The organism is Saccharopolyspora antibiotica, assembly GCF_047200635.1.
GTDB lineage: Bacteria > Actinomycetota > Actinomycetes > Mycobacteriales > Pseudonocardiaceae > Saccharopolyspora_C.
In genome coordinates this window covers 14,803-32,549 of the sequence record NZ_JBJZOI010000016.1, presented here as the reverse complement: position 1 = coordinate 32,549, position 17,747 = coordinate 14,803, and the positions used below count along the sequence as shown (strand labels likewise).

Here is a 17,747-nt window from a genome sequence, read left to right as displayed (position 1 = left end):
CCGAGGTGCTCGTGTCGTTGACTTGCTTCATCGAATGGAATTACGGTGCAGTGTGATCCTGATCTCACATCGGGCGCAAGCGCCGAGCGGGTCAGGAGATCGCGCAGCTCATCGAAGTCCGGCCGCTCCCACCGGAACGGCCGCCACCGCTCCGAGCCGAGTTCCGCCCCGGGAGGAACGATGCGCCGCTGGCGATTACCCGTCCTGCTGATCACCGCCGCGCTGGTCGCCTCGGGGTGCGGCGGCGGACCGGCCGACGATCCGGCCACGATCAGCGTGAGCTACCACCGCTACGGGAACTCGACCCAGGTCGACGCCCTGATGCAGCGGGTCAAGCAGCAGTACGAGCAGGCGCACCCCGGCAAGCGGGTCCGGCTCGATCCGGTGGTCGCTCCCGAGGGCGAGTACCTCTCGAAGCTCCAGCTGCGAATGCGCTCGGCGTCCACCGCGCCGGACGTGCTCTACGAGGACAGCTTCACCATCAACTCCGACGTCGAGGCGGGATACCTGGCGCCGCTGGACGAGCGGCTCGCGGCCTGGCCCGACTGGGACCGGTTCATCGACACCACCAAGCAGGCCGGGCGGGCCGCGGACGGGCGCACCTACGGGGTTCCGCTGGACACCGATTCCCGGGGAATCTGGTTCAACCGCGACCTGTTCGTCCGCGCCGGGCTGCCCGCCGACTGGGAGCCGCGCGGCTGGGACGACGTGCTCGCCGCCGCGCGCCAGGTCACGCAGCGGTTCCCCGACGTGATCGGCCTGGACCTGCCGCTGGGCAAGGCCGAGGGCGAGGCCGTGAGCATGCAGACGGTCGAGATGCTGCTCTACGGCACCGAGACCGGCACCCTGCACGACGGCGAGTGGATCGCGCCGAGCCGCGGCATGACCGAGGCGCTGGAGTTCCTGTCCACCGCGGTCGGTGAGGGGCTCACCCAGAGCCGGGCGCAGATCGCCGACGCGCAGTACGACAAGAAGCTCCGCGACGACCTCACCCGGCAGGGCAGGGTGGCGATGCGGCTGGACGGCAGCTTCGCCTCCGGCCAGTGGGAGGCCGCGGGCTGGCGGGACTGGTCGTCGACGATGGCGGCCGCGCCGATGCCGACCAAGGAGGGGCCGGGCACGGTGTCGATGTCCGGGGGCTGGACGCTCGCGTTGAGCGCCTCCGGCGAGAAGCAGGACGACGCCTTCGAGTTCGTCAAGCTGGCGATGAGCCGGGACAACATCACCGAGTACGCGCTGTCCTCCGGCAACCTGCCCTCCCGGGAGGATTCCGCCGCCGATCCGCGGCTCACCGCGGCGAACCCGCTGGCCGCGTTCTGGCTGGGGCTGCTGGAGGAGACGCACTTCCGGCCGACGCTGCCGGAGTACCCGAAGGTCTCCGAGGAGATCCAGCAGTCGGTGCTGGAGGTGGTCAACGGCGCCGACCCGGCGGAGGTCTCGGACCGGTGGGCCGAGCAGGTGCGCCGGATCGTCGGGCCGGACCAGGTCCGGAGCGGCTGATGGTGGCCGCGGTCCCCGCGCGGCGGGTGGCGGTGGCGCGGTGGTTGTTGCCGATGGCGCCCGCGGTGCTGCTGCTCGGGCTGTTCGTGGCGGGGCCGATCCTGTGGAGCGGCTACGTGTCGTTCACCGATGCGGCGCTGACCGGGGCGGCGGCCACGGATCCGCGGTTCGTGGGGCTGGAGAACTTCCGCCGCCTGGCGGCGGACCCGGCCACCTGGCACTCGGCCTGGGTGACGGTGGTGTTCACCCTCGGCTCCGCGGTGATCGGGCAGAACGGGCTGGGCCTGCTGATCGCGGTGCTCACCCGGCACCGCAACAGGTACCTGCGCGGCGGGGTCGGGGTCGCGGTGGTGTCCGCGTGGGTGCTGCCGGAGCTGGTGGCGGCGTTCGCCCTCTACGCCTTCCTGAACCCGGAGGGCACGCTCAACGCGGTGTTCAGCGCCGTCGGCCTGGGCGAGCAGGACTGGCTCTACAGCGCCCCGCTGCTCGCGGTGATCATCGGGAACGTCTGGCGCGGCACGGCGTTCTCGATGCTGGTCTACCAGGCGGCGCTGTCCGAGGTGCCGACCGAGCTCTCCGAGGCGGCCGAGGTGGACGGCGCGGGCGCGCTGCGCCGCTTCTGGCACGTGACGCTGCCGGTGATCCGGCGCTCGGTGCTGACCAACCTGATGCTGGTGACCTTGCAGACGCTGGGGGTGTTCACGTTGATCTACGTGCTCACGGCCGGAGGGCCGGGTGCGGCGACGCAGACCCTGCCGCTGCTGATGTACGACGAGGCGTTCGAGCTGGACGAGATCGGCTACGGCGCCGCCATCTCGCTGGTGCTGCTGGGAGTCGGCGCGCTGTTCGCCGTCGTCTACGCGCGCACGCTGCGGGAGGAGGTGTGAGCCGCCGGGCCGCGTCGAGGCTGGTCGGCGCGGTGCTCGCGGGCATCGCGCTGCTGTTCCTGGCGCCGCTGCTGTGGCTGCTCACCGCCGCTTTCGACGCGGAGGCGCCGCTGGCGGCCGCGGTGCCGGGCCGGTTCACGCTGGAGAACTTCGGGCAGGTGCTGGAGTGGGAGACGAGCATCCGTCCGCTGCGGAACGGGCTGCTGCTCTCCGGTGGGGCGGCGGCCCTCTCCGTGCTCGCCGCCGTGCTGTGCGCCTACCCGCTCTCCCGCTACCGGCTGCGGTTCCGGCGGCCGTTCCTCTACACCGTGCTGTTCGCCACGGGACTGCCCATCACGGCCGTGATGGTGCCGGTCTACAGCATGTTCGTGCGGCTGGACCTGGTCGACTCCATGCTGGGCACCACGCTGTTCCTGGCGGCGACCTCGCTGCCGGTGGCGATCTGGATGACGAAGAACTTCATGGACGGCGTCCCGATCAGCCTGGAGGAGGCCGCCTGGGTGGACGGCGCCTCGGCGATGCAGGCGCTGCGCTCGGTGGTGCTGCCGCTGATCGTCCCCGGGATGGGCGTGGTCGGGATCTTCACCTTCATCAACGCCTGGGGGAACTTCTTCGTGCCGTTCGTGCTGCTGCTGGATCCGGCCAAGCAGCCCGCCTCGGTGGGGGTGTTCGCGTTCTTCGGGCAGGGCGGGTTGATCGCCTACGGGCAGCTGGCGGCCTACTCGATCCTCTACACCGCGCCCGTGATCGCGCTCTACCTGCTGGTCTCCCGGTCGCTCGGCGGCGCCTTCGCGCTCACCGGCGCCATGAAGTGACCCCGGACGCGGAACGAGCGGCGGAGGACCTGCCTCACGCCGCTCGTCGACCCGTGTCGTCCGGACCGTCGTGCATCACGCGGTTTCCCTCTCCTTCTCCCGCGCCGGACCGGGACGAGCCGGACCGGGCTCGTCAGCTCCGCGCGGGGTGGGAATCCTGACCTCGTCGTCCTCCTGCCGGTCCGGTGCGAGCAGAACCGCCACGATCGCGAAAGCCGCCAGCACCAGCAGCGCCGCACCTGCCATGACACACCTCCTCCTCTCGATCACTTCTCCCGTTGGACGCGCGGGGTACCCGCCCGGTTCCGCTCCGGAGTCGGATTTCCGCGCGGGAGGCGCGAAGAAGGGCCGCCCGCGGGGACTCCCCGCGGGCGGCCCTTATTCGGTGCTGTGGTGCGTCAGGCGACACCGAGGCGCTGCTTGAGGGCCTCGAACTCGTCCGAGATCGAGCTGGGCAGGTCGTCACCGATGGTGGCGAACCACTCCTCGATCAGCGGGATCTCGGCCTTCCACTCCTCGACGTCCACGTGCAGCGCGGTCTCGACGTCCGCGCGCGGGGTGTCCAGCCCGGAGAGGTCGATCTGGTCGGCGGCGGGCACCCGGCCGATCGGGGTGTCCTCGGCGGCCGCGCTGCCCTCGATCCGCTCGATGACCCACTTGAGCACGCGGGAGTTCTCGCCGAAGCCGGGCCACACGATCTTCTTGCCGGACTCGTCGCGGCGGAACCAGTTCACGTAGAAGATCCGGGGCAGCTTCGAGGCGTCGGCGGACTTCCCCATGTTCACCCAGTGCTGGAAGTAGTCGCCGACGTTGTAGCCGAGGAACGGCAGCATCGCCATCGGGTCGCGGCGGACCACGCCGACCTGGCCGGCGGCGGCGGCGGTCGTCTCCGAGGACATGGTGGCGCCCATGAACACGCCGTGCTGCCAGTCGAACGCCTCGTTCACCAGCGGGACCGTCGTCTTGCGGCGGCCGCCGAACAGGATCGCCGAGATCGGCACGCCGCGCGGGTCGTCCCACTCGTCGGCCAGGATCGGGCACTGCGACATCGGCGTGCAGTAGCGCGAGTTCGGGTGGGCGGCCTTCTCGGCCGACTCCGGCGTCCAGTCCCGCTGCTTCCAGTCGGTGAGGTGCGCGGGCGCCTCGCCCATGCCCTCCCACCAGATGTCCTTGTCGTCGGTGAGCGCCACGTTGGTGAACAGCGTGTTGCCCTGCTCGATGGTGCGCATCGCGTTCGGGTTGGTGTTCTCGTCGGTGCCGGGGGCGACGCCGAAGAATCCGGCCTCCGGGTTCACCGCGTAGAGCCTGCCGTCCTCGCCGAAGCGCATCCAGGCGATGTCGTCACCGAGGGTCTCGGCCTTCCAGCCCGGGATGGTCGGCTGCAGCATCGCGAGGTTCGTCTTGCCGCACGAGGAGGGGAACGCGGCGGCGACGTAGTGCACCTCGCCCGCCGGGGAGGTCAGCTTGAGGATCAGCATGTGCTCGGCGAGCCAGCCCTCGTCGCGGCCCATCGCGGAGGCGATCCGCAGCGAGTAGCACTTCTTGCCGAGCAGCGCGTTGCCGCCGTAGCCGGAGCCGAAGCTCCAGATCATCCGCTCCTCGGGGAAGTGGGTGATGTACTTCGTGTCGTTGCAGGGCCAGGCGACGTCCTGCTGCCCCGGCTCCAGCGGCGCGCCGACCGAGTGCAGCGCCGGTACGAACTCGCCGTCGGTGCCCAGCTTCTCCAGGACCTTCGCGCCCATCCGGGTCATGATGTGCATCGAGGTCACCACGTAGGCGCTGTCGGTGATCTCGACGCCCAGCTTCGGCTGCTCGGCCTCCAGCGGACCCATGCAGAACGGGATGACGTACATGGTGCGACCGCGCATCGAGCCCCGGTAGAGCTCGGTCATGATCGCTTTCATCTCGTCGGGCTGCATCCAGTTGTTGGTGACGCCCGCGTCCTTGCGCTCCCGGGAGCAGATGAAGGTGCGCTCCTCGACGCGCGCCACGTCGCTCGGGTCGGAGGCGGCCCAGAACGAGTTGGGCTTCTTCTCCAGCCGGGTGAAGGTGCCCGCGTCCACCAGCGCGTCGGTCAGCCGGGTCCACTCCTGCTGCGAACCGTCGCACCACACCACCTGGTCGGGCGTGGTCAGCTCGGCGACCTCGCGCACCCACGACAGCAGGCGTGCGTGCTCGGTCGGTGCCTGGTCGAGACCTGGGATGGTCAAGGCGGTCATCGCTTCGCGTCTCCTGACTGGGCGCCACAGCCCGGAATCTGTCCGATGGCGGCGGTGCCACCGGCTTCTTCAGAGAATGCTCCGCCCCGCCCGGAGAACGGGCGAAGCGAAAAGGGATGCACCGAGGCTAACGGTGCCGGGCGCCCGCCATGGAGATCAGCTGTGTCGGTTCTCTCACAGGAACGATAAGGGGATCGATTCAGAACCGCCGCGAAGCAGAGGTCTAGACGAAAATTCGAGCGCACGGGCGTGCTGGCGACCAAGATTTTCCGGCGAACCGGACAGCTGCGCGAACGAGGGGTGACGCCGACCCGTCCGCCGGACGTCCTCAGCGGGGCCGCGAAGCGTCACCGCGGAACACCCGGCGGGGGCCGGAATCTCCCCCGTGCGGGCGGAATCCGGTTCCGGACGGTCAGCTCCAGGCCGCGTCGGAGTCCGAGCAGGTGCTCGGGGCCTGCTGGGAGACGTCGGGCCTGGCGCCGGCCGCCGGTTCGTCGAAGGTCCAGGTGGCGTCGTCGGTCGCGCCCGCCACCGGGTTCGCGGCCGGGGTGTACTGCCCCCGCTGGTCCAGGTGCCCCTGCTCCACCACGGTCCACTCCCCGGACCCGGTGTGGTGGGTGATGGTCACCTCGCCGGTGTTGCCGATCTCCACCAGCTGGTCCGCGGAGCCGTCCCCGTCCACGTCGGTCACCAGCACCGTCCCGTTCTCCGTGGTCACCACCGCCGTGTCCGCGAACCCGTCCTCGTCGGTGTCCTCGGTGGCCGGTCCGATCCGCTGCTCGCCGTCCGGGGTGTCGATCACCATCCGCTCGCCGCCGCGCTGCCGGGGATCCCCCTCCCCGGGGTACTGCTCGGGGTCCTCGGCGATCCAGTCGCCGCTGGCCGGGTCGAAGCGGGCCTGGCCGACGACCGCACCGCTGGCGTCCACGGTGCGCATCACGTCGGCCTCGCCGTCGGCGTCCTCGTCCGCGTAGGAGACGTGGCCGTCGTCGGTGAGCACGGTGACCGCGTCGTCCACGCCGTCGCCGTCGAGGTCGTAGTTCGCCTCGGCCGTGTACTCCACGCCTTCGACGGTGACCTTGATGTCGCCGTCGCCCGCGCCCGTCTCCTCGATGTACATCTCCGACCCCACTTCCGGACACCCGCCCCGCGGTCGAGGCCTTGGACGCAGCGTAGATCCGGGCGGTTCCCCGCCGGTAACGGATCGGGCGATCAGGTCACTCCGCGCGGTCGCGCAGCCCGCGGATCGCGCCGAGCAGGTGCTCCGCGCGGTCCCGCCCGCTGCGGGTCTCCGCCAGCCGCTGCTCGGCGGTCCGCAACCGGCGGCTGCGCTCGGCGGCGTCCATCTTCAGCGCCTGGTCGACCTCGCGCAGCTCCGCCTCGATCGCCTCGATGCGCTTGCCGAGCGCGTCGTCCAGCGCGAGCGAGAGCTGCTGCTCCGCCTCGATGAGCTGTTCGGACACCAGCTGGTCCAGGGCCGAGCGGGCGTCCGCGATGGCCTCGGTGAGCCACTGCTTGAGGTGCTGCTTGTCGGCCGCGTGCTTGCGGGTGCGCGCCATCCACCAGCCCGCGCCGAGCCCGAGCACGATCGTCACCGGCAGCACCACCGGGTTCAGCACGCCCACGCCGATCCCGGCCAGCGGCATCGCCGCCGCCCGGCCCACGCCGAGCCCGCCGGAGATCCCCATGAACACCAGCAGCTTGTCCTCGGCCGTCGGCGCCCGCTTCTCCGGCGGCCGCAGCGCGATCGGCGACTGGGCGCCGCGCGCGAACTGGGAGCGGATCACGTCCAGCTCCTCGGCGGAGAACAACTCCGCCAGCGAGACCTCGGCGACCTTCGCCAGCCGGGCCGACAGCAGCCCGGACACCCTGGAGGACACCATCTGCAGCGCGGTGTCCACCTGGTACGGCAGCGCGCTGAGCGCGTCCCGCTCGGCGGTGTCGATGGCGCGGCGGAACCAGCTCTGCACCTCGCGCATCTGCCGGGTGACCTCGTGGCTGACCTCGACCCGGGTGCGCTGGATCTCCCCGCGCAGCTTGAGCTGCCAGCCGCGGGTGGAGGAGCGCCGGGCGGCGGCGAGCTCGTCGCGGCGGGCGCGCAGCGCCTCGGCCTCGGCCTGACCGGCGGTGAGCGCGCGCTGCTCGCCGGACAGGCGCACCGACAGCTCGCCGAGCACCGTGGACAGCGCGCGCATCGTGTTGGCCTCGCCCAGCATCGCGGCCCGCCCGCCGACGAGCTGCTCCAGAGCGGAGCGCAGCTCGGTGACCCCGGAGCGCTCCCGCAGCATCGCCGCGGCCTGCTCGCTCGGCGCCCGCGCGGCGAGCTCGCGCATCCGCGCCGAGACCGGGTGGATCGGCACCTGGGCGAAGCGCGGCGCGTGCTCGGCCAGCAGCGCGCGGTTCTCCTCCAGCACCTGCCGCCAGCCGCGGTGCTGGTCGATCTTGGCCAGCGCGAACACCACCGTCTCGACCCGGTCCGCCGCCCGGTGCAGGAAGTCCAGCTCACCCCGGGTGAACGGGGCGGAGGCGTCGGCGACGAACAGCAGCGCGGTCGCGGCGGAGGCGGCCTCGGCCGCGAGCTCGCCGTGGATCGAATCGAGCCCGCCCACGCCCGGGGTGTCCACCACGGTCAGCGCGGCGAGCGGGTCGAGCGGGGCCTCGATCAGCAGGTGGCGCGGCGGCAGGCCCTCGGCGGGCGGGGTCTCGCGCACCGAGGCCCACGCGGGCAGCGCGTCGACCTCGAACTCCACCTCCGCGGCGTCGGCCGGGTAGCGCGCGACGCCGCGCCAGCGCTCGCCGTGCCGGAACTCCAGGTAGGTGGAGGTCGCCACGGCGGCGTCCACCGGGGACAGGCCCGGGTGGTCGAGGAGGGCGTTCACCAGGGAGCTCTTGCCCCGGTTGGTCTCGCCGACCACCACCACGCTCGGCACCCGGGGTCGCGAGCGCCGGACCTCGTCCGCCCAGTTCGCCGACTCCGGATCCACCTCCCGCAGCAGGGCGAACAGCTTGTCCCTGGTCTGCTTGACCTGCTGGGGCAGGGCGGTGGCCGCCACGGGCACCGCCGCGGCAGGGCCGGCCGAAGTCATGCGCACGCTCCTGGGGGTGGGTCGGACGCGGGAGCCGCGCGACCGGGCGGCCGCGGCGGCGCTGTGAATCTACTAGGCGCCTCCCGGCCCGCGACCCTCCTCGGGAGCGGTCCACCCGACCCGACCACCCGGTGCCCCGATTGCCGCACGTCCCGCCGCCGGCGCCGGCCGGGGCTCACTCGATCGGCGCGGGATCAGTTCCCGGCGGGACCGCGACGCGCCTGGTAGACGGTGACGACCGGCGCCCGCAGCACCTGGTCGCGGTCGGCGAAGCCGAGCACCTCGGTCTCGGCGATGAGCCCGTCCAGCGCGGGGTCGTCCGTGGGCACCGTGCCGCCCGCCTCGTGCTGCGCGGGGTCGAAGGGCAACCCGTCCGGGCTCAGCCGCCGCACGCCGACGTCGCCGAGGCCGTCGGCGATCCGCTCCACCACGCCGCTGCTGCGGGCCCGGTCCAGCGCGTACAGGCACAACCTGATCAGCTCGGCGCGCTCGGCGCGGGCCTGTTCGAGCGGGTCGATGCGCATCGCGGTCATGTCAGCTCCCGACTCGGTTCCCGGTTCGGCGTCCGGGGCGTCGGACGCGCCGTCCTGCCGGGTGGTTCCACGATCAGGTGACGCTCGTCCTCGAAGCCAGCCCCGCACCCCCGCGTCCTCTCCGCTCGCCGGGACCTCAGCCCGTGACCCGGACCTGCCCGGGGTTGAGCTGCTGCCAGATCAGGAAGTACGCCCGGTGCACCACGAACGCGACCCGGCTCTGCGCGGGCGTCGCACCGAACGAGGCGAACGAGCGCCACCAGCCCGCCCGCTCCAGCGCGTACTGCACGAGCTCGTGCGGCGGCCGGCCCGCCAGGCCCAGCTGGACGCCCGGATCGGTGCTCCCGCCGATCCGCAACACCTCCGCCGCGAGGTCCTCCGGTAGCGCCACCGAACCTGAGCTGACCAGCGTCAACGCCTCCAGCAGCCGCAGCTGGTGCGCCTCCGGGCGGGTCAGCAGCACCTCGATCGCGTCGTGCGCCCGCTGCCGCTCGCCCGCATCGCCGGAGGCCTGCGCGAGCGCCGTCACCGAGGCCAGCGCGGCCGCCGCCTTGATGCCGTCGGTGCGGGCGCGGAACACCGCCTCCAGCCTGCCCAGCACCTCGGCCAGCCCGCTGCGGTCGCGCAGCACCCGCCGCAGCGCGCCCGCCGTGATCCCCGGGTCCTCGTCCAGCGCCGCCAGCGCGTGCCGCACCCCGTAGAGGTCCAGCCGCTCCAGCAGCCGCTCCCGGTCCCGCTCGGGGATCTCGCACTCCCAGCCGGTGAACAGGTCCGCGGACATCAGCATCGTCTGCCGCGCGGTGTCGTCCAGCTCGGCCAGCGCGCGCAGCACCTCGGCGTCGGCGGTGGTGAAGCCGCCGGTCTCCGCGGTCTCCGCGAGCAACCCGATCACCGGCAGCACGTCGGCGACCCGAGGGCCGAGCAGCGCCGCCTGCTCGGCGGCCAGCGCGCTCGCCGCCCGCCACACCTCGCCGCCCGCCCCCGGGACCGAGTCCGGTTCCACGGTGTCGGCCTTGTTCAGCACCGCGATCGCGTTCACCGGGCCGGCGTCCCGGCTCGCGGTCGCCGCCGCGAACGCCTCCAGCGCCTGCTGATCGTCGGCGCGCACCGCCTGCGTCACCACGTAGACCACGGCCTCCGCCCCGGACACCGCCCGGTGCGAGACCGGGTCCAGGTCGTCGTCCCCCGGCTCGCCGGACGCCGCCTCGCGGGTCCCGAGCAGCTGCTCGGTCCGCGCCACCGAAGCCGCGTCGAGCGAACCGAGCCCGGGGGTGTCGATCACCGTGAGATCGCGCAGCACCGCGTTCGTCAGGTACGCCTCCAGGTGCGAGACGCGCTCCAGCTCCACGCCCAGATCGGCCGGGATGCCGCCGTCGGCGTCGAACGGCACCGCCTGCTGCGTCCCGTCGCGGAAGACGACCTCGACGCGGTCCACCGTGCCGTACTGGAAGCGGGTCACCAGCCGGGTGCACTCGCCGACGTCCGTGGGGGCGACCCGGCGCCCGATCAGCGCGTTGACCAGCGTGGACTTGCCCGACTTGATGCGTCCCGCGACCGCCACCTGCAACGGCGCGGACAGCCGGCGCAGCACCTCGTCGAACCCGGCGGCGGTGGCCTCGCAGACCTGCGGGCGCAACCCGGCGCACAGCCGGGCCACCGAGGCCGACAGCGGACCCGCCCAGGTCTGCTGGTGCTGCTCGCCCGGCGCCGTCACCCCTGCCTCCTAGCCACGTGATCGCCGCCATCCTGCCACGACAGGAGGACGCGCCGGCCGAACGCCGGTTTGCCCGACGATCTCGGCGGGAATCCGGAGCGTGCACGAACATGCGCGCAGCGCATCCCCCGACAACGGAACCGGTGATACCCGTGGGAACCGGACACGTCCTCGCATTCCTGGTCATCGGCGTCGCGCTGGTCTTCCTCGACGGCTGGCTGCTGCGCCGCGGTGGAAGCACCTACCTGGCCGCGGCCTACCCCGACGGCGCGGTCGCCGACTCGGTGAACCAGCTCGTCACCGTGCTCTTCCACCTCACCGCGCTCGGCGTGGTGGCCCTGCTGTCCACCGTCCCGACGGGCCCTGGTGATCCGCTCATCGCGCTGATCACCAGGACCGGCGTGCTGCTGCTGGTGCTGGCCGCCGCGCACGGGATCACGGTCTGGCTGCTGGCCCGGCTGCGCACCAAGCAGCGGGAGAAGACGCTGCAGGAGGAGCTCACCGCGCGCACCAGCGAGCAGCTCGACGCGGACGCCCGCTCCGGCCCCGCCTGATCCGGAGCGCTGATCGGCGAGTGCTGATCGCGGCACGGCGGACGGCTAGCCTGGTCGCCGTGCCCGCTCCCGGATGGATCCCCCGCCTCGTCGCGCTCGACGTGGACGGGACGCTGCTCGACCCGCAGACCCAGACGATCTCGACGCCGGTGCGCGCGGCGGTGCGCCGCGTCGCGGAGTCCGGGGCGCACGTCGTCATCGCCACCGGGCGGAGCATGTTCGGCACCGTGCCCGTGCTGGCGGAGCTGGGGCTCGGCAGCGGCGTCGCGCTGTGCTCGAACGGGGCGGTGACCCTGGACGCGGCCACCGGAGAGGCGCTCGCGGTGGAGACCTTCGACCCCGCGCCGGTGCACGCGCGACTCGCCGCGCTGCTGCCCGGGGCGATCTTCGCCGCCGAGCAGCTCGGCACCGGCAGCCTCGTCACCAGTCCCTTCCGCGAACACCAGCTGCACGGCCCGCAACGGCTCACCGACCTCGACGAGCTCGTCTCCGCACCGGTCCCCCGGCTGATCGCCAACTGGGAGGATCGCGAACCGCACGCGGTCGCCGAGGCGCTGGCCGGGGTGGAGCTGCCCGGCTGCACCACCACGATCGATCACTACGAGCCCTGGGTGACCGTCGTTCCGGACGGGGTGACCAAGGGCAGCGCGCTGGAGAAGCTGCGCACCGAGCTCGGCGTGGCCGCCGAGGACACCTTCGCCGCCGGGGACGGCACGAACGACGTGCAGATGCTGGCCTGGGCCGCCCACGGCGTCGCCATGGGCCAGGCCCCGGCGGAGGTCCACGCCGCCGCGATCGAGGTCACCGGCACCGTCACCGAGGACGGCATCGTCCACGCCCTCGCCCGCTGGTTCGGCTGATCGCCTGCCGGACCGAGGGAGTCGGTCCGGCCTCCCGCCCGCGCCGGAACCGCTGGGCGGCGCCGCGACGTACGACCTTCCGCCTACCCGGACCTGGCCGGGAGAACTAGGTCCGGCCGGCGAACGACGGTCCCCCGGTGGCCGGACGGTGGCCGGAAGGCCGAGGTGGCGGCCCCGCCCCGTGCGGCAGAGTTCTCCTCAGCGCTCGGACCACCGCCGAGGGCGCACGGCACAGGGGAGAGACCATGATCGAGGCGATCGGCCTCACCAAGCGATACGGATCGACGCTCGCCGTCAACGACCTGTCGTTCACCGCGAAGCCCGGCACCGTCACCGGTTTCCTCGGGCCCAACGGCGCGGGCAAGTCGACCACGATGCGGATGATCCTCGGGCTGGACCGGCCCACCTCCGGCTCGGTGCGGGTCGACGGGCAGCAGTACCACGAGCTCACCGATCCGCTCCGCACCGTGGGCGCGCTGATCGACGCGAAGTGGGTGCACCCGAACCGCTCCGCGCACGCCCACCTGCGCTGGCTGGCGCGCTCCAACCGGATCCCCGTCCGCCGGGTCGACGAGGTGCTGGAGATGGTCGGCCTCTCCGAGGTCGCGAAGCGGCGGGCGGGCGGGTTCTCGCTGGGCATGTCGCAGCGCCTCGGCATCGCCGCCGCCCTGCTCGGCGACCCGAAGATCCTGCTGTTCGACGAGCCGGTCAACGGCCTCGACCCGGAAGGCATCCACTGGATCCGCCGGTTCATGCGCCGGCTGGCCGACGAGGGCCGGACCGTGTTCGTCTCCAGCCACCTGCTGTCCGAGATGTCGCTGACCGCCGAGCAGCTCGTCGTCGTCGGCAAGGGCGAGCTCATCGCCCAGTGCAGCACCGAGGAGTTCGTCGCGGGCGCGGGCACCGGCTCGCTCAAGGTCCGCTCCCCGCAGGCCGGGCGCCTGCGCGAACTGCTCACCGCGGGCGGCCACACCGTCGCCCCCGCCGACCCGGCGGCACCCGACACCCTGGTGCTCGCCGGAGCCGACAGCGCGCAGATCGGCGAGTTCGCGGCCGGGCATCAGATCGTGCTGCACGAGCTGGCCCCCCAGCAGGGTTCGCTGGAAGAGGCGTTCATGCAGCTCACCAGCCAGGCAGTGCAGTACCAGACCGACTTCGGCGGCGAGTTCGCCGCGACTGGAGGGGACCTCCGATGACCCTGCTCGCCGTGGAACGCATCAAGCTGTTCTCCACCCGTTCACCGCTGTGGTGCTCGTTCGCCGCACTCGCGCTGACCATCGGTTTCGCCGCCGCGTTCGCCTCCGCCATCGGCGACGAGAGCGGTCTCTCGCTCGGCCAGGCGCTCGCGGGCCAGCAGTTCGGGCTGGTGGTGGTGCTCGTGCTCGCGGCCCTGACCGTGACGACGGAGTACCGCTTCGGCACCATCCGCACCACCTTCCAGGCCGTGCCGAACCGGCCCGCCGTGCTGCTGGCCAAGGCCGCCGTCGTCGCCGTCCTCGCGCTGGTGATCGGCGAGCTCGCCGCCTTCGGTTCCTGGGGCGTCGCCCAGCTGATCGCGCCCGGACCGGAACTCGTGCTCAGCACCGGCGAGCAGTGGCGCCAGCTCGCGGGCGTCGGGCCGTACTACGCGCTCGCCGCGGTCCTCGCCGTGGGTGTCGGTGCGCTGGTGCGCCAGTCCGCCGGGGCGCTCACGCTGCTGGTGATCTGGGCGCTGCTGCTGGAGTCGCTCGTCGCGATCGTGCCCAACATCGGCTCCGAGCTGCAACAGTGGATGCCGTTCACCGTCGGCGCCCGGTTCCTCGACCCCGAGGTCGCCCTGCAGGGCGCGCCGCTGGGCGCGTGGGCCTCGCTGGGGTACTTCGCCCTGGTGGCCTTCGCCGTGCTCGGCATCGCCGCGGTCGCGGTGAACCGGCAAGACGCCTGATCCAGCGGCGCAGGTCGGCGGCGCGGGTGAACCGGCGTTAACCCTCCCGCCCGAGAGGCTGATCACCCCGGCAGATAGGATCTCGGCAAGATCGAGCCGTGATCGACGTTCCACCCGCTCCAGCGCTCCACCCCATCGGGATTCAGGGGTGCACCGGCCGGAATCAGGGGACGTGGCGGCGGATCCGAGACCTGGGTGCTGGGCCTGGCTCGACACCCACCGGCACGGTCGACGCGCCCCCGGGTGCGTCGAGCGGCTGCACAACAGAATCGACCGACTGCGAAGCGCTCGGGGGCGCCGGCGGTCGGACGGGGGAGGGCCCGGGCTGTCATTCGGGGGATGGCCCGGGCCCTGTGCTTTCCGCTTCCGTCTTCGATCGATTCGTTCGCCGGTGCCGGTGCCGGATCTTCAACGGTCCTCGCGCCGCGGGATCCGTCGCTCGCGGGTGACCCGCGCGGCGAAATCGGTGTCGTCGCGCGGAAGCGGCTGAGCGACCGCGGCGGCTCCAGTCGCTCGGGGCGAGACATCAACTGATCGACCGCTGAGGACCGACTGATCGGCTGCCGGTGGTCGACGTGTCCGCGGCGCGCGCCCCGCTCAGATCGTCGGGCGGACCACCAGGGTGGGACAGGAGGCGTGGCGGACGCACTGCTCGGCCACCGAGCCGAGGAGGAGGCCCGCGAAGCCGCCCCGGCCCCGGTGCCCCACCACCAGCAGGTCCGCTCCCCGGGAGGCGGAGAGCAGCGCCTGGGGGGATGGCGAGTGGACCACGTGCCGCCGCACGGGGACCGGAGGCGGCTCGCCGAGGCGCTGGCGCACGATCTCGGCGGTCGACTCGTCCACCGAGGCCTGGTAGGCGTCCATGCTCGGCACCGCTCCGGCCGGGAAGCCCGGCGGACGCGGCGCGGTGCGCAGGCTCCACGCCCGCACCACGTGCAACACCTCGCCGCGCAGCGCCGCCTCGTGCGCGGCCGCGTCCAGCGCCCGCAGCGAGGACGGCGAGCCGTCCAGCCCCACGGCGACCCCGCCGTCGAGCTCCACCCGCTGCACCGCCTGTTCCACTGCTCCACTTCACCGCGTTCGCGGAGGGCTGTCGACTCGGCCACTCGAACGAGTCCGATATGTGATGGTTCACAGCTGGGGTCGAGAAGCTTCACGCGATTGATTCCCTGTGATAATGCATAGGCAAGGACGCGTGTTCCGATCACCAACGTCGCTGAGGTGGACGCGCCGCCAGACCGCCGTCGCGGTCCGCGCGACTCACACGGCAGATGGGTGGGCATGGTGCGATCGACCGAGTGCTCGCCGGAGCGGCGCGATTCGCCGCTGAACCGGCGCAACCAGTACGACGTCCACGTGGAGGCGGTTCCTCGCCTGGAGTGGTCGCTGGCGACCGAGGCGCATCCGACGGTCGCCTGGGCCACCTCCCCCGCTTCGCTGCGCCGCAGCTGGATCTGCACGGCGCCCGAGCAGAAGGTGCTCGACCTCTACCGCAAGCTGCACGGCTCGACCAGCAGGCTGCCCGCCCCGTGGTGGCTGCGCGCCGTGGACCGCGGCGAGCTGAGCTCCCGCGCCGAGGGCTTCGCGCTGGAGGACGACGTGCACCGGCTGCTGCACGAGCGCGGCGGCTGGGTCTTCGTGCCCTGGGCGGCGACGGGCGAGACCGGGTACTGGGAGTACGCCCCCTCCGAGCGCGGCACCCGCCAGGCGCCGACCACGGTGACGCTCACCGACCAGCACCCCGGCTGGATCCAGGTGGTCGCGGCCTACACCGACGGCCCGCCGCAGCCGCTGCCGCTGAGCGGTCCGGCCGGTCTGCTCGCCGCGTTGCCGGTCGTCGAATCCTGGTAGCCGCCCGGCCCGGCGGGTTTGCGATACTGGCATCCCGTGAGCACTTCTGACCAGCAGATCCAGCACCGCCGCACGATCGTGAGCTACGTCCAGCGCGGTGAGCGGATGACCGCGGGCCAGCAGCGGGCGTGGGATCGGCACTGGTCCGAGCTGGGCGACTCGGTGGACGCGCTGCCCGAGGGGCCGCTGGACGCCGCGGCCTGGTTCGGGCGCCGCGCCCCGCTGGTCCTGGAGATCGGGTCCGGCATGGGCGAGACGACGGCGCGGCTGGCGGCCGCTGATCCCGAGGTCGACCACCTCGCGGTCGAGGTCTACAAGCCGGGCCTGGCCCAGCTGCTGCTGCGCGCGGAGCACCTGGAGCTGTCGAACCTCCGGTTGCTGCGCGGGGACGCGGTCGTGCTGCTGCGCGAGCACGTGGTGCCGGGTTCGCTGGCCGGGGTGCGGATCTTCTTCCCGGACCCGTGGCCGAAGAAGCGCCACCACAAGCGGCGCCTCGTGCAGCAGGGGACGGTCGAGCTCATCGCCTCCCGCCTCGCTCCCGGCGGTTACCTGCACCTGGCGACGGACTGGGAGAACTACGCCGAGCAGATGATGGCGGTCTGCTCGGCCGTACCGGAGCTGCGCAACCGGTACGCGGACCAGCCCGGCGGCTGGGCGCCGCGCCCGGACTGGCGGCCGGTCACGAAGTTCGAGAGCCGCGCTCACGAGGAAGGCCGGGGGATCCACGACCTCCTCTTCGAGCGCCGCTGACTAGCGGCCCCGCGGGGCGTCGGCGGGGAGCAGCGAGCTGAGCGCCATCAGCAGCAGCACCGCCACCGCGGCGATGATTCCGAGGGTGGTGAAGGTCGCGATGAGCACGTGGAACACCTCCTGGTCGTCGAGTCGTGCGGTCAGTTTCCGACGCGGAGCCCTCGGCCGGCATCAGCCGATCGGCCCGCGCTCCCGGGCCGTCCGGCCGGAGCGGGTCAGGCGGCCAGTTCGAGGGCCCGGCCGGTGATCTCCAGCGGGAGCGGGGCGCGGCCGGGCAGGGCGGGCAGGGCGGTCGTGAGGACCACGGCGATTCCCTCGTGCCGCGCGGCGTCGAGCAGCTCGGCGATCGCCGGTCCGGAGAGGTCCGGAACGTCGGCGAACAGCACCTTCGGCCGGTGCGCGACCGCCCGCGCCACGGTCAGCAGCTGCTGGTGGGCCGCCGAGAGCTGCCCGGGGAACCGGTCCCGCAGCCCGCTCAGGCCGAAGTCGCGCAGCACCGCCACCGCCCGCACCATCGCCTCGGCCCGCTCGGCCCCGGCCAGCATCTGCGGCAACGCGCAGTTCTCGGCCGCGGTGAGCTCGGGCACCAGCATCGCGTCGCCGAGCACGAAGCCGAACTCGCGGCGGCGCAGCTCGCGCAGCTCGTGGTCGTCGAGCAGGTCGAGGCGCACGCCGTCGAGCAGCACCTCGCCGCACTCCGGGCGCCGCAGCCCGGCGAGCACCCGCAGCAGGGCGGTCCGCGCCGCCCCGCTCGGGCCCCGCAGCTCCGCGACCCCGCCTCGGGGCAGCGCGAAGTCCGCGTCGAGCACCTCGGGGGGCACCGTCACCCGCCGCGCCTCCAGCAGCGGCACCGGGGCGGGCGCGGGGGTGGGGAGGCGGATCGGGCGCGGGCCGTCCGCGCGGGACAGGTGGATCGGCTCGGGGGCGTTGAGCGGGGTGGGCGCCTCGAACACTGCCGTCTCCTCTCGACCGCCGGTCATCGCACCGGCCTCGGCGAGAACGTTCCCGCGCGGGCCCGTCCCGGCGCTTCCCGCTCGTGGACAGGTCTCGTCGA

Annotated in this window: 17 protein-coding genes; 9 read left to right on the top strand and 8 right to left on the bottom strand. The window is 72.9% G+C overall.

Annotated features, from left to right (window positions below):
• The first annotated feature begins 180 nt into the window (after positions 1-180).
• The 3 genes from ACL03H_RS14940 to ACL03H_RS14930 are packed head-to-tail and all read left to right on the top strand — an operon-like array spanning position 181 to position 3,202.
• Positions 181-1,500 (top strand): extracellular solute-binding protein, encoded by a 1,320-nt coding sequence (locus ACL03H_RS14940; RefSeq protein ID WP_412811826.1) that lies wholly within the window; start codon positions 181-183, stop codon positions 1,498-1,500.
• Entirely contained in the window at positions 1,500-2,387 is an 888-nt protein-coding gene (locus ACL03H_RS14935) for a carbohydrate ABC transporter permease (RefSeq protein WP_412811825.1), read from the top strand. Before ACL03H_RS14940 ends, ACL03H_RS14935 begins: the two co-directional genes overlap by 1 nt.
• Positions 2,384-3,202 (top strand): carbohydrate ABC transporter permease, encoded by an 819-nt coding sequence (locus ACL03H_RS14930; protein ID WP_412811824.1) that lies wholly within the window; start codon positions 2,384-2,386, stop codon positions 3,200-3,202. The genes ACL03H_RS14935 and ACL03H_RS14930 overlap by 4 nt, the downstream gene beginning before the upstream one ends.
• 75 nt (positions 3,203-3,277) lie before the next feature.
• On the opposite strand, the gene ACL03H_RS14925 is transcribed toward ACL03H_RS14930, so the two are convergent.
• The 6 genes from ACL03H_RS14925 to ACL03H_RS14900 form a co-directional block, all read right to left on the bottom strand.
• Positions 3,278-3,448: a hypothetical protein gene (locus tag ACL03H_RS14925; protein WP_412811823.1), complete on the bottom strand. Its 171-nt coding sequence runs from the start codon at positions 3,446-3,448 to the stop codon at positions 3,278-3,280.
• Positions 3,449-3,600: 152 nt separating this feature from the next.
• Entirely contained in the window at positions 3,601-5,421 is a 1,821-nt protein-coding gene (locus ACL03H_RS14920) for a phosphoenolpyruvate carboxykinase (GTP) (RefSeq protein ID WP_412811822.1), read from the bottom strand.
• Between the two features lie 412 nt (positions 5,422-5,833).
• Positions 5,834-6,553, bottom strand: a complete 720-nt coding sequence (locus tag ACL03H_RS14915) for a DUF6802 family protein (RefSeq protein WP_412811821.1) — start codon at positions 6,551-6,553, stop codon at positions 5,834-5,836.
• Positions 6,554-6,638: 85 nt separating this feature from the next.
• Positions 6,639-8,507, bottom strand: a complete 1,869-nt coding sequence (locus ACL03H_RS14910) for a dynamin family protein (protein ID WP_412811820.1) — start codon at positions 8,505-8,507, stop codon at positions 6,639-6,641.
• A gap of 194 nt (positions 8,508-8,701) precedes the next feature.
• Positions 8,702-9,148 carry a nucleotide exchange factor GrpE gene (grpE, locus tag ACL03H_RS14905; protein WP_412811819.1) on the bottom strand — a complete coding sequence of 149 codons (447 nt, stop codon included), beginning with the start codon at positions 9,146-9,148 and terminating at the stop codon, positions 8,702-8,704.
• A 28-nt stretch (positions 9,149-9,176) separates the two neighbouring features.
• Complete coding sequence (locus ACL03H_RS14900; RefSeq protein WP_412811818.1) at positions 9,177-10,754, bottom strand: dynamin family protein; 1,578 nt, start codon at positions 10,752-10,754, stop codon at positions 9,177-9,179.
• Between the two features lie 152 nt (positions 10,755-10,906).
• Between ACL03H_RS14900 and ACL03H_RS14895 the strand changes: the two genes are divergently transcribed.
• The 4 genes from ACL03H_RS14895 (at position 10,907) to ACL03H_RS14880 (ending at position 14,092) form a co-directional block, all read left to right on the top strand.
• On the top strand, positions 10,907-11,308 hold the full coding sequence (locus tag ACL03H_RS14895; RefSeq protein WP_412811817.1) for a hypothetical protein: 402 nt from the start codon (positions 10,907-10,909) through the stop codon (positions 11,306-11,308).
• A gap of 59 nt (positions 11,309-11,367) precedes the next feature.
• Positions 11,368-12,168, top strand: coding sequence for an HAD family hydrolase (locus ACL03H_RS14890; protein ID WP_412811816.1), 801 nt, complete (start codon positions 11,368-11,370; stop codon positions 12,166-12,168).
• A gap of 245 nt (positions 12,169-12,413) precedes the next feature.
• Positions 12,414-13,364, top strand: a complete 951-nt coding sequence (locus ACL03H_RS14885) for an ABC transporter ATP-binding protein (RefSeq protein ID WP_412811815.1) — start codon at positions 12,414-12,416, stop codon at positions 13,362-13,364.
• Complete coding sequence (locus ACL03H_RS14880; RefSeq protein WP_412811814.1) at positions 13,361-14,092, top strand: hypothetical protein; 732 nt, start codon at positions 13,361-13,363, stop codon at positions 14,090-14,092. Before ACL03H_RS14885 ends, ACL03H_RS14880 begins: the two co-directional genes overlap by 4 nt.
• A gap of 597 nt (positions 14,093-14,689) precedes the next feature.
• On the opposite strand, the gene ACL03H_RS14875 is transcribed toward ACL03H_RS14880, so the two are convergent.
• Positions 14,690-15,154: a universal stress protein gene (locus ACL03H_RS14875; protein WP_412811813.1), complete on the bottom strand. Its 465-nt coding sequence runs from the start codon at positions 15,152-15,154 to the stop codon at positions 14,690-14,692.
• A gap of 219 nt (positions 15,155-15,373) precedes the next feature.
• On the opposite strand from ACL03H_RS14875, the gene ACL03H_RS14870 reads away from it, so the two are divergent.
• Together ACL03H_RS14870 and trmB are read left to right on the top strand one after the other, a co-directional pair.
• On the top strand, positions 15,374-15,943 hold the full coding sequence (locus ACL03H_RS14870) for a hypothetical protein (RefSeq protein ID WP_412811812.1): 570 nt from the start codon (positions 15,374-15,376) through the stop codon (positions 15,941-15,943).
• 105 nt (positions 15,944-16,048) lie between these two features.
• Complete coding sequence (gene trmB, locus ACL03H_RS14865) at positions 16,049-16,693, top strand: tRNA (guanosine(46)-N7)-methyltransferase TrmB (protein WP_412811917.1); 645 nt, start codon at positions 16,049-16,051, stop codon at positions 16,691-16,693.
• 215 nt (positions 16,694-16,908) lie between these two features.
• On the opposite strand, the gene ACL03H_RS14860 is transcribed toward trmB, so the two are convergent.
• Positions 16,909-17,646 (bottom strand): ATP-binding cassette domain-containing protein, encoded by a 738-nt coding sequence (locus ACL03H_RS14860; RefSeq protein ID WP_412811811.1) that lies wholly within the window; start codon positions 17,644-17,646, stop codon positions 16,909-16,911.
• Between the last annotated feature and the right edge of the window lie 101 nt (positions 17,647-17,747).

What these genes read in the sequence shown, in the direction of transcription:
- ACL03H_RS14910 (WP_412811820.1), bottom strand. Translation starts at nt 8,507, where the DNA reads ATGACTTCGGCCGGCCCTGCCGCGGCGGTGCCCGTGGCGGCCACCGCC.
- ACL03H_RS14870 (WP_412811812.1), top strand. Translation starts at nt 15,374, where the DNA reads ATGGTGCGATCGACCGAGTGCTCGCCGGAGCGGCGCGATTCGCCGCTG.
- ACL03H_RS14885 (WP_412811815.1), top strand. Translation starts at nt 12,414, where the DNA reads ATGATCGAGGCGATCGGCCTCACCAAGCGATACGGATCGACGCTCGCC.
- ACL03H_RS14925 (WP_412811823.1), bottom strand. Translation starts at nt 3,448, where the DNA reads ATGGCAGGTGCGGCGCTGCTGGTGCTGGCGGCTTTCGCGATCGTGGCG.
- ACL03H_RS14880 (WP_412811814.1), top strand. Translation starts at nt 13,361, where the DNA reads ATGACCCTGCTCGCCGTGGAACGCATCAAGCTGTTCTCCACCCGTTCA.
- ACL03H_RS14940 (WP_412811826.1), top strand. Translation starts at nt 181, where the DNA reads ATGCGCCGCTGGCGATTACCCGTCCTGCTGATCACCGCCGCGCTGGTC.
- trmB (WP_412811917.1), top strand. Translation starts at nt 16,049, where the DNA reads ATGACCGCGGGCCAGCAGCGGGCGTGGGATCGGCACTGGTCCGAGCTG.
- ACL03H_RS14935 (WP_412811825.1), top strand. Translation starts at nt 1,500, where the DNA reads ATGGTGGCCGCGGTCCCCGCGCGGCGGGTGGCGGTGGCGCGGTGGTTG.
- ACL03H_RS14920 (WP_412811822.1), bottom strand. Translation starts at nt 5,421, where the DNA reads ATGACCGCCTTGACCATCCCAGGTCTCGACCAGGCACCGACCGAGCAC.